The sequence below is a fragment of the Flavobacterium aurantiibacter genome (assembly GCF_002251775.1).
Lineage (GTDB): Bacteria > Bacteroidota > Bacteroidia > Flavobacteriales > Flavobacteriaceae > Flavobacterium > Flavobacterium aurantiibacter.
Genome location: NZ_NOXX01000149.1, coordinates 1 through 12,697 on the forward strand (window position 1 = coordinate 1; position 12,697 = coordinate 12,697).

The window sequence follows — 12,697 nt, forward strand, 5'->3', positions numbered from 1 at the left end:
TTCGACAAGCTCAGGCACCAACCTTCGATGGGCTTAGGCGTTGAGTGAGCACAATGTTTCACAAAGTTTTCCACAATGGGACACAATGTTTTTCCTTTGACAAGCTCACGTACCAGCTTTTTAAGCGCACAGAAAACACTGAACCACACCGAATCTTGCTGAATACGACGCCGCTGAGGAAAACACAGAACGTGTCATTTTCCAAAAATAATTTTCTTGCCTTCGACAAGCTCAGGCACCCACAATACGTGGGTTCAGTAGGGTAAATCGATACGTAAAATGGTGAACGTTGCGAAGTCTATTCCGATAGCTATCGGAACTCGTGTCTATCCCGATAGCCATCGGGACTAGCTTCTCCAAAAACGATACGTAAAGTGGTGAATTCATCCAAGTCTGTCACGATAGCCATTGGAACTCGTCTCTAGTTTCTCTTTTCCCAGACGGATTTTTCCCGTAAGGACGTTTCGTTTCCGCAATAGCGATTGGCGCGGAAACCCCACAGCGCCGACATCGGCAGGCGCGAGGAGTTGCAGCAAAAGCGCGGGCGCCGCTGGTTTGATTTTAGCTGAAGTGGCATTTTGCGGCGCATTGCCCAAAAGAAAACAGTTACCGAAATAAACGCGCTATTATTGTTATCTTTACGCTCTTTTTTACAGCACCTATGATTCACTCGATGACGGGCTTTGGCAAGGCAAGTGCACAACTTGACGGCAAGAAGATAACCGTAGAAATAAAATCTCTTAACAGCAAAGGACTTGATTTAAACGTTCGTGTTCCGCAGCAATATCGCGAGCTGGAGCTCGATTTACGCAATAAATTATCGAGTTCCTTACAGCGTGGCAAAATAGATTTCAATATTTATTTGGAGCATACCACTGAAGTAGCGCCTGCCAAAGTAAACGTGCCCATTGTGAAACTTTATGTCGAGCAACTCAAGCAAGTGTACCATACCGAGGATACGATTGAGTTGTTGAAAATGGCTGTTCGAATGCCCGAAGCTTTAAAGACCGAGCGTGAGGACATAGATGCGATTGAGTATGAAGCCGTTGCGCAGCTGGCAAACGAAGCGATGGATGATTTGATTGCTTTTCGCAAATCGGAAGGTGTGGCTTTGGAGAAAGAGTTTTTACATCGGATTGCAAACATTATGACTTTGATGAATGAGGCTTTGCATTTGGATGGCGAACGTTTGCAGACGGTAAAGACGCGCTTGCGAACTGCTGTGGCCGAACTTAAAGAAGCAGTAGATGAGAATCGTTTTGAACAGGAGTTGATTTTTTATTTAGAGAAATACGATATCACGGAAGAGAAAGTTCGTTTAGAAAATCATTTGAATTATTTCATAGAAACCTTAGCAGGTCAGGAAGCAAACGGCAGGAAGTTAGGATTTATCGCTCAGGAAATGGGTCGAGAGATCAATACGATGGGATCGAAGGCGAATCATGCGGGCATGCAGCGTTTGGTGGTTCAGATGAAAGATGAATTGGAGAAAATAAAGGAACAGATTTTGAATGTGTTGTAGCAGCAAGTAAAAAATGATGAAAAAGGGTAAGCTTTTGGTTTTTTCGGCGCCGTCGGGTTCAGGTAAAACGACGATTGTTCGCTATTTGCTCTCGCAGAAGGAATTGAATTTGGATTTTTCGATATCGGCAACTTCTCGTCCGAAGCGTGGAAATGAAATCGACGGTCAGGATTATTACTTTTTATCGGCCGAAGCTTTTCAGCAAAAGATTGCAGAAGACGCTTTTGTGGAATACGAAGAAGTTTATAAAGATAATTTTTACGGGACTTTGAAAAGCGAATTGGAACGCATTTGGAGTTCGGGCAAGCATGTGATTTTTGATATTGATGTGGTAGGAGGATTGAGCATCAAGCAGCAGTTTCCGGATCGGACGTTGGCCGTTTTTGTGAGTCCGCCTTCGGTTGAAGAATTAGAGCGCAGGTTGCGCAACCGCCAGACAGAATCGGAAGAAAAGATAGCCATGCGTTTGGCAAAGGCTACCAGAGAGTTGGAAGCAGCGAAAGATTTCGACGTAGTTTTGAAAAATTACGATTTGGAATACGCCAAGACGGATGCATATCGTTTGGTTTCGGATTTTTTGCGATTAGTTCAAGCTTCGGAGGAGCTGTAAGCTATGAAAATCGGTTTGTTTTTTGGTTCGTTTAATCCCATACATATAGGTCATTTAATAATTGCCAATCATTTGGTTGAGCATACCGACTTGCTGGAGGTGTGGTTTGTGGTTACGCCTCACAATCCGCATAAAAAGAAGTCGACCTTACTCGACGATTACCAGCGTTTGCATATGGTTCGTTTGGCGACGGAATCTTACCATAAAATCAAGGGGAGCGATATCGAGTTTAAGTTGCCGCAGCCCAATTACACGATACATACGTTGGCACATTTAGAAGACAAGTTTCCGCAGCACGAGTTTAGTTTGATTATGGGTGCGGATAATTTGAGTCAGATTCATTCTTGGAAGAATGGCGATTTGTTATTGGAGCGCTATTCGATTTACGTTTATCCGAGAGTTCAAGATACAGATATCAATAGAGGTGCATATCCGACATCGGTTCATTGGGTAGATGCACCGATTATTGAATTATCGGCGACCCAGATTCGTTCGATGTTGCGTGAAGGGAAGAATATCAGACCATTAGTTCCTTTGGAAGTGTTTGATTATTTAGAAAAAAACGCGTTTTACAGGAAGTAAATTTCTAGATAGTTAGTATTTTGTTAAGGCTTTGTGTTAAATTAAACGCAAAGCCTTTTTTCTTAACATATTGATAACATTGGAGCTCGAGGAGTTTAGCGGTCTTAATTATCGACTTTGCGCAAAATTCTGTAAAAAGCGCCGTGATTAGTCTTTTTATAGAAAAACATTTTATGTTATACTTTGATATTTCTTTAAAATCTTACGATTGTTAACTTTTTTTTCTACTTTTAGCCGTTATTAATTAATTATAAACTATGTGTAAAAATTACAATCTTTTGAGTTCGTTGCGATATGGACTCAAAACGACGAAATTAAACCGGCTTTTGTTTTCGGTTTTATTTTTTGTCTTTGGTATTTTTGCAAGTAGTGCCCAAGTTACAACTAATGGTGGATCTGGCTTAAATCCAACTTATCCTAGTTTAGCTTCGGCTATTACTGCATTAAATGCTGCGACTATAACGTCGCCGGTTTCTATCACGCTCACAGCTAATGAGACTGCCCCTCTGGGTGGTTATAGCATTACGGCGTCGGGAACAGCGACAAATACAATCACTCTAAACGGTGGTGGGTTTACTTTAACAGCTCGAACACCGCAGGCGTCTGGTCTTTTAAACGATGCGATCATTAAAATTATTGGTGGTGATTTTATTACCATCAGCGGTTTTGTGATGACGGAAAATGCTGCAAACACAACTACTGGGGCACTGGCCAATAACATGACTGAGTTTGGGGTTGCGTTGTTCTATGCGTCAACTACGAATGGTTCGCAGAACGTAACAATTCAGGGAAACACGATTTCTTTAAACAGAAACTACCAAAACACTTTTGGTATCTATGCAAATTCAACGCACTCTGCTACTGCAGTGACTACTGCGGTATCAGCTACAACGACGGCTGGTGGAAACAATAATCTTAGGATTTACAGTAACTCTGTCAGTAACGTCAATAATGGAATCGTTGTAATTGGTCCTACGGCTGCAGCTGATATGAATACAGGTGTAGATATTGGAGGATCAAGTGCAGGGACAGCCAATACAATTTCGAATTTTGGTACCACAGGGACTTTTTCAAGTTATTCAAATGTTTCAGGAAGTGCAAATGGTATATTAATTCGAAATAGTATTGGTTTTAATGTTTCATATAATTCTATTACGAGCTCAAATGGAGGTGTAACTAGTGGAACTCTTAATGGTATTCAAGTGCCGTTAGCTTCAGCTACGCCTACTGGAACATTCACAAATACAATTGGTAATAATTCAATTTCCCTAAGGTCAGGTGTAACTTCAGGCGCTATTAATGGTATTACATATCCGCAAGGGTCTGCAAGCACCACTAGTGTTGTCAGTATCAGCAATAACGATTTTAGCAATTTTGGTCATACTGTTGCGTCGCCAACCGCTGCGGTAACATTTATCTCATTGTTAAGTACTAATTTAACTACGACAGTTAACGGAAATACTTTTAGTAATATTACATTGAGTACGACCGGAACGGTTACCTTCATTAATATAGGTTTTACAGGCCCATCAGCGTCGTCAACAAAGACTGTTAACGGAAATTCCATTGTCGGAACTTTTACCCGAAGCGCAGCTGGAAGTACAACTTTGATAACAGATGGTGGATTCACGCCCACTGGTGCTGTGTCTAACTGTCAAAACAATAATTTTTCTAATATCACAGTTACAGGCGCCTCTTCATTGACAGGTTTTTCTTACAATGATGGAGCTACAGGTGGAAGTCCAACTAGAACAGTGTCTGGAAACACCTTAAGTAATTGGACTGCCGGTACATCCGCAGTAACTGCTATGACATTTCCGTATTGGAGTGGAACATCTTCTCTTTCAAATAATACGGTAACGAATATAACCGGACAGGCTGCTATTACGGGTATAAGTTTAGGTGATACTAGAAATATAGCGACCCTTGTTTCGGTAGCCTCAAATTTGGTCAGTAATTTAAGTTCAACAGGAACTGGTGGCACCGTCATTGGTATTAGTTCTTCGAATACTTCAACAGCCATAAATATTACTGGCAACACTGTCCATACATTGTCAACAACTGGGGCAACAGCCACAGGGATACTTGTAAGTGGTGCTTCGAATACAACGGTGTCTAGAAATAAGATTTATAATATTTTAGGCTCAGGTGCTAGTTCCGCAGTTAATGGAATTTCTGTTACTTCGGGGACAACGGTTACTTTAGCAAACAATATCATAGGAGACTTAAGAACGCCAGCAGCGAATGCAGTGAATCCTCTTGTAGGTATTAATGTTTCAGGCGGAACTACAGTAAATGCTTTTTATAACACGGTTTTCTTAAATGGTTCTAGTACAGGAGCTTTGTTTGGTTCAAGTGCAATTTCTGTTTCAACAACACCAACAGTAAACTTAAGAAACAATATTTTTGTAAACACATCGACAGCAAACGGTACAGGGTTGACTGTTGCCCATAGAAGATCTACAACTACACTAACTTCTTATGCGTCGGCGTCAAATAATAATTCATTTTTCTCTTCGGGTAGCATTTTTACTGACGGGACGAATACAGACGCCAGCATAGCGGCTTATCAAACAAGAGTTAGCCCGCGCGATTCGTTCTCGTTTTCAACAGCACCAACTTTTTTAAGTACAACGGGTTCGTCGAATAACTTCTTGTTGATTGATCCGTCCGTTGCAACTCAATTAGAGAGCGGTGGTTCTCCTGTTTCAGGGATAACAGATGATTTTTCGGGAGACTTGAGAAGTACTTCTGCTCCAGATGTAGGTGCTGACGAATTCTCTGGAGTATCTCCAGCTCCATCGATTACGGCTTTAAATATTAGTCCGGCAGCAAATCAATGTGTTGCTTCTAGTAGAACTATTTCCGCAACTATCACAACTGTTTCAGGAACTATTTCATCTGCTCAAATTCGATATGCTTTCAATGGCGTAAACCAAAGTCCAATTGCAATGACTAACATTGGGGGCAACATTTGGGAAGGTATTATTCCAGCAGCCACGCCAGTAAATGCTTCTGTTGGCTGGAGTGTTTTTGCAACTAATTCTATTGGATTAAATTCACAGGTATCTGGTAACTCTTACAAAGATGCGCCCTTTGAAGGCTTTAATCCAACTGTAACCACAACATCTTCAAGCGTTTGCGCTGGACAGCCGGTTACTTTAACTGCTGCTTTTAGTGCTCCCATGAGCGGAACATTGGGTCTTGGTGGAACAACCTCTTCAACAATTGGGGGTACCTTTTTCTCAGGTCTTTGGGGTGGTCAAAAAACACAGTACATAATACGAGCTTCTGAGTTAACTAGTGCGGGCTTGAGCCGTGGTAATATTACTTCCTTGAGTTTTGAAACGACCCTGGCTTTCAGTGGTTACGAAGGATTTAATGTTAGTATGGGTAATACTTCAAATTCTGTTGCGGCATTTCCGATGGTTAGTTCAAACTTGACAAGCGTTTTCTCGGGATCTGGAACAAATGGTGCTTATTCACCAACCCTCGGAGTTAATACATTAAATTTCTCAACGCCATTTTTATGGGATGGAGTGTCTAATGTTGTGGTTACTTTTTGTTGGAGTAAAGTACCTGATGCTAGCTCGACAACAACAGTACCTATGCTTGCTGACACGCTTTCCTTTACCTGTAGTGCTATCGGTAGATCGGACAATACCTCCCCGGGTACTTTATGTGGGTTTGTTAATGCTGCCTCGTTTGGTTCGAATACAACCAATTCTCTGCGTCCAAGATTCTCATTTAATGGAGTTGCCTTGGCAGATTTATCGAATTTTAGTTGGTCAGACGGTACAACTACTGTCGGAAACACAAACCCTCTGGTGATCAACCCAACTACGACTACAACATATACGGCTATTTTTAGCAATGCTCAAGGTTGTTCAGGAACTGCGGCGACAACCATAACTGTTTTACCGCTACCGAGTGCACCAACTGCTTCGAATTCGGTACAGTGTGGGCCGGGCATTCCTACAGCATCTGTGACATCAACTAGCGGGGCAGCGACCCCAACTTTCAGATGGTATGCCAACCCAACGGGAGGCAGTCCTTTACAGGCCAGTTCAGCAAATACGTATGGAACTTCCATTAGTACGACAACTACTTTCTTTGTAACAGAAGTGGTTGGAACTTGCGAAAGTTCTCCGCGTGTACCGGTTACAGTTACTGTTAATACTCCTCCCCAAATAAACATCACTCCAACCGGTGACACTTCTTTTTGTGGTACTGGTGGAACAGGGGTTCTTACTGCTTCTTCTACCGATGATCCATTTATGACTTATGTTTGGTCGGTTGTCGAAGGACCTGGAACAATTACTTCTGATGTTAACGGCGTTTTAACCTACGCTGCATCAGCTACGACGAAATACCGAGTTACTGGAACTCCTGTTGCTAATCCAAGTTGTTTACCAGTTGTAAGAGATTTTACGATCAGCGTATTCCCTCTGCCTTTAGCTACTCTGAGTTCAAATGTGAATGGAGTTTGTGCAACAGGCTCTGCTATACTTACTTCCGATTTAGCTGCTGGTACATTTACTAGTTCTCAAATACCACATGCTCCTTTAGCAGCGCCATCATCTGCTGTAACTCTAGTAAATGGCGGTGTAATAAATGTTACGCCAAACCTGTCTTTTGATGATGCATCGGATTTAGATGATGCAGGTTGGAGCAATATTCCGATAGGCTTTAACTTTAATTTTTTTGGAACTACCTACTCTTCGGTAAGTATAAGTACAAATGGAACCGTTTTTATGGGGACTGCAACCTCTGCTAATGTTTCAGATTTTGCATTTACCACACTTCCAAGCACTGGTGAACCTTTCAATATGATTGCTGTTTTGGCAATGGATAACGATTTAGAAGGTACTAATGGCGGTGCTTTACGTTATTGGGTTGAAGGTGAAACCCCAAACCGACGATTTGTTGTTAGTTTCGAAAATGTTAAGGAGTTTGGCGATACTCGATTCAGTACCGCACAAGCTATCTTTTATGAAACTACAGGTGTTGTTGAGGTTCATGTTACTAGCTCAACAAATGTTGATAGAAACAAGCTAGTAGGTATTAATAATGGAAATGGCACTATTGGTACTTTGGCTTATGCTTCTGGTACCGCTGCCAGCACGAATCCACAAAATCCTATTACTTCTCCCTTTGCTTATCGTTTTACGCCGCCTTCAAATTATTCAACAGTTTGGTCGGCTTCAACGACTCCACCTTACGATGCATCTAGTTTTGTAACGTTTGCATCGGGTACAAACTTGTTTTCGCAAACGGTAAATCCAACGCAAACAACGCGCTACGCTTTATCGTACACTAATTTAACAACAGGCTGTACTAATGCATTATTGTCGTCTGTTGTTACTGTTTCAATTGTTAGTAATATTGCACCTGCAACAACTGCGGTGGCAAGCAGCAATTTTATTTGTGCTGGTCAATCTAGTAATTTAAGCTTAACTGGTAATGTGAACAATTTGGGTACCAGTGAAGGATTAACTTACCAGTGGCAAGTTTCTACTGATTCTGGTTTAACTTGGAATGATATTGTTGGAGCTACAAGCGCAACAGCAACCGTTGCTCCGTTAGTTGTCTCTCAATATCGTGCATTAGTATCTTCTTGTGCTGGAACTCCGGTACCGTCAAGTGTGGTTACTGTTGCTTTCACAAACCAGGTAACTAGCACAACGCCTGCTAATCGCTGCGGTCCAGGGTCTGTGACTTTATCGGCATCTGGAAATGGAGCAACTGTAATAGATTGGTTTGATTCACCAACTGGAGGTTCACCTCTTGCCACAGGTAATGATTTTACTACGCCGTTTCTTCCAACAACCACAACTTTTTATGCATCAGCTAGGTCAGGCGCTTTCGCACCTAATCTTGGTCCTGCCAATCCTTCGATTGGAGCCTTTGGAACATCATTCACAGGATCTTATATGATTTTTGATGCGACTCAAAGCACAGTGCTTGTAGACGTAGAGGTATTTCCAACCACTGCAGGTTCTGTGGTAATTGAGCTAAGGGATTCAGCGGGAACGCTCTTACAGACAGCTCCTGCTTTTACAGTAACTGCGGCTCAAGCTAATTCGACGGCAACTGTAGTAGGAACACCAGTTCGAGTACCAATAAACTTTTTTATAAATCCTGGTACAGGATATCGATTACAGCTTGGCGCTGCGTCGACTGCTACGTTGCTTCGAAATAGTGCAGGGGCTGCAGCGACTTATGGACCGTCTTCTGGACTGACTATTACTGGAAATTCTTTTAGTACTGCTGGTGCTGGATATTTTTATAATTTCTATAATTGGAGGTTAGGAGATTTTTGCAGTTCTGATAGAGTTCCTGTTACTGCGACAATTGATGTGTCGCCTAATTTCGAGTTATCATCTACAGCAACATCTGTTTGTCCATCTTCTGCATCCTCTCTAATCACCATTACGCAAGGTGCTGGAAGTTTTGATACGTATGTTTGGTCTCCAGACACGAATAGAACGGGAGACGCTGTAAATGGTTGGCAGTTTAGCCCAGCTACGACTACCACTTATACGCTAACTGCTTCGAACTCTGTTTCAGGTTGTCAAGCAGTTACTACCTTAGTTGTTAACGTTCAAGATCCAACCATAAGTTCTATTACTGCTAGTCCTTTAACTGTTTGTAATAATGGTGTTAGTACCTTAACGGCTAATGCACCTTTGTATGTATTTTCAACTGAAACAGGTGGTAGCCTTGCAGACATGAGTAGTGCAAGTGTACTTATTGACTCTGCTGTTGATGATACACCAACTGCGAGTTCGACTCAAATCAGCTTCCCGTTCGTTTTTGCCGGTGTCACTTACAATGACTTCTCGGTTTCTCCAGATGGTTGGTTGCTATTTGGAACCAATGTTGCTACTAGTCAGTTTACAAATGCTGTTACAAGTGCAACCAATACACCTAAAATTTATCCGCTTTGGGACGATTTGGCAACTGGTACAAATGGTAATGTTCGAGCACGAGTACTGGGATCTGCACCTAACCGAATTTTAGTAGTGGAGTGGAATGTAAGAGTTCCAGGTTCGACTTTTTCTCCAGCGAATTCCGTAATGCAAGCTTGGTTGTATGAAACAACTAATGTCATTGAATATCGATACGGTGCTATGGGTACTGCGTCGTCTGCTTCTGCTGGTTTTACTGTCAGTCCAACCATATATAGTAGTATTACGTTTTCAAATAATACAGCAAGTACTACGACTGCAAATAATACTTTGACTACTCCGCCAGCCGCTGGCAGAATTTACAGATATACTCCAAGTAATATTGCGATTACTTGGTCGCCAACAACTGATTTATTTACAGATGTAGCTGCCACTGTGCCATATTCTGGTCAAAATACGATTACCGTTTATTCAAGACCAGCTGCGACTACGCAATATACTGCAACTTCAACTACACCGCTGGGATGTGTAGATACAGAACAAGTTACTGTAACTAATAATTCTATTAACATAGCCCCTATAACTGGTGGTGGTAATTCTTTTTGTATTGGAGAAAGCACTCCGCTAGATTTTAATACAACAACTCCCGGAGTTACTTGGACTTCCTCGAATACGTCAGTTGCGACTGTAGACAGTAATGGAGTTGTAACTGCGTTGACGGCAGGAACAACAGTGATTGGTGCAACCATCACTAATGCAACTTGCGTTACTGTTGCGCCAAATCCACAAACTGTTGTTATTAGTCAAGCAGTTACGATTGTTTCTAATACTGATTCTCAGGCAGTTGTAACAAATGGAAATACTTCTTTTACTGTGAATGCGACCGGAACCGGTTTAACTTATCAGTGGGAGGTAAATACAGGTAGCGGTTTTGTAGCAGTAGTTGATGATGCAATTACTACAGGCTCAAATACAGCTACTTTAACATTAACTGCTGTTCCGGCAAGTTACAACGGCTATTTGTATAGAGTAGTTGTTACGGGTCAAGGTATCTGTTCAACTAAAACGACGGACGCTGCATTGTTGACGGTTGGAGATACTGGTATCACAAGCCAACCTACTGATGTTACCGTTTGTGAAGGAGCAACTAATGTTCAGTACACAGTAGTAGGAAACGGTGATATAGTGTCGTATCAATGGGAGTCAAATCCGGGAACAGGAACTGTTTGGACACCATTAACTAACGATGCTGTCTATTCTGGAGTTGATACTGCTACTTTGATTGTGGCAAGTGTTCCTTTAGCACTTAATGGATTTCGATATAGAGTTGTAATAGCCGGAACTGTGACATCAGTTATTTCTAGTTCAGCAGCTCTAAATGTCAATCAGCAAATATCAGTTTCTGATAATCCTGTTAACAAGACAGTTTGTTTTAGTGGAGGTTCGTCGACTTTCACCTCTAATGCTGTTGGTGTAATTGCAGGTAGACAGTGGCAGTACTCTCCTGATGGTGTAGCGTGGACTAATGTAGTAAATGGTACGCCGGCAGGTGCTACCTACTCAGGTGGCGATACTGGCACTTTGACTGTTGCTACTACCAATGCCACGCCAGTGGGTACGTATCTTTATAGAATTGTTTACGATGCTCCAATTTGTGCGGATGTACAGTCGGCGAGTGCTGTACTAACTGTTTTCCGACCAGTGGTTACTGTAACGTCGTTACCGAGGTTTTGCCCAGGAGTCCTTTCCGCCCCGATTTCTTTAACGGGCACACCATCGGGTGTTACGTTTAATATATCAGGAGGTACGGCTATAGGTTTATCAAATCAGACGGGAGTAACTGCGATTCCATCTTTTACACCTATTGCAGGAACAGCAACGCTTTCTATTACGCCAGTATTTAATGGTTGTTCAGGAACACCTTCGACATTTGTTGTTTCTGTCGCTGCGCCTGTTGCGGCCACTGCTGGATCTAATTCTCCTGTTTGCGTTGGATCTAGTTTAAATTTATCGGCTTCATTAGTTACCTTACCTGGATTTACTATTAATCCAAATAGTGGAGTTAGTTTCATTGATATTCTATCGACTGGTACTGCGGTGACCTCCTCTTTGGCAGATGATTCAGAGCACAACTTAACTATACCTGCGTTTACTTTAAACGGGACTACCTACACAACTGCACGGGTTGGTATGAACGGTGTTCTGGTACTTGGGTCTAGTTTAGGTGATATTGCTGCCGGAAATGCCGCTCTGCCTAGTACAGCAAATACTGCGGGTAATATTTTTATAGCACCCTATTGGGACGATTTAGACATTCAAACGGGAGCGTCGATCAGAACAGGAACGGTTGGAGATGTATTTATTATTCAGTGGTCCAATGCAGCACACGATTCCTTTACTACAGGTTCAATTACTTTTCAAGTACAGCTTAATACTGTTACACGTGCTATAAACTTCGTTTATCAGGATGTTGTTTTCGGGGATTCTCTGTATGATTCTGGGATTTCCGCAACTGTTGGAGTTCAGACAAGTAGTACCATCGCTGATTTGTATTCATTTAATGCTTCTAGCTTAGTTAACGGGCAGAGTATAACTTTTACGCCTATTATACCTACTTATTCTTGGACAGGACCTAATGGGTTTACGTCTTCATTACAGAATCCAACATTGCCAGCATCTGCGTCATCAGCTGGCACTTATACTGTTGTTGTGACTAATCCCGCAACTGGCTGTTCTTCACCGCAAGCATCAACAGTCGTTGTTGTTAACCAGTCTGTTGCTGGTACTGCTTCATCAGATCAAACCATTTGTACAGGTACACAGCCTGCTGATATCACTTTAACAGGTAATACAGGTACAATCCAATGGCAAGTATCTTCTGATAACAATGCTTTTGCTAACATTTCTGGAGCTACTGCTGCCACGTTAACGGCTGCGCAAATGGGTACTTTAACAGCTACTCGTTACTACCGCGCGGTTGTTACTAACGGTGTTTGTAGTTCGGCTACCAGTAATGCAGTTACAGTTACTGTAAACGCATTAACAGTTCCGACTTTCACACCAGTAGCAGCA

Annotated in this window: 4 protein-coding genes; all 4 read left to right on the plus strand. The window is 42.1% G+C overall.

Annotated features, from left to right (window positions below; translation table 11 throughout):
- Window positions 1-661 precede the first annotated feature (661 nt).
- Entirely contained in the window at window positions 662-1,522 is an 861-nt protein-coding gene (locus tag CHX27_RS03430; RefSeq protein ID WP_094485371.1) for a YicC/YloC family endoribonuclease, read from the plus strand.
- Window positions 1,523-1,538: 16 nt separating this feature from the next.
- Window positions 1,539-2,132, plus strand: coding sequence for a guanylate kinase (gene gmk, locus CHX27_RS03435; protein WP_094485372.1), 594 nt, complete (start codon window positions 1,539-1,541; stop codon window positions 2,130-2,132).
- Window positions 2,133-2,135: 3 nt separating this feature from the next.
- The gene (gene nadD, locus CHX27_RS03440; RefSeq protein WP_094485373.1) at window positions 2,136-2,714 is read left to right on the plus strand and encodes a nicotinate (nicotinamide) nucleotide adenylyltransferase; all 579 of its coding nucleotides are present in this window, start codon (window positions 2,136-2,138) and stop codon (window positions 2,712-2,714) included.
- Window positions 2,715-2,971: 257 nt separating this feature from the next.
- A partial coding sequence (locus CHX27_RS03445) for a beta strand repeat-containing protein (RefSeq protein WP_094485374.1) occupies window positions 2,972-12,697 on the plus strand: 9,726 nt, incomplete at its 3' end.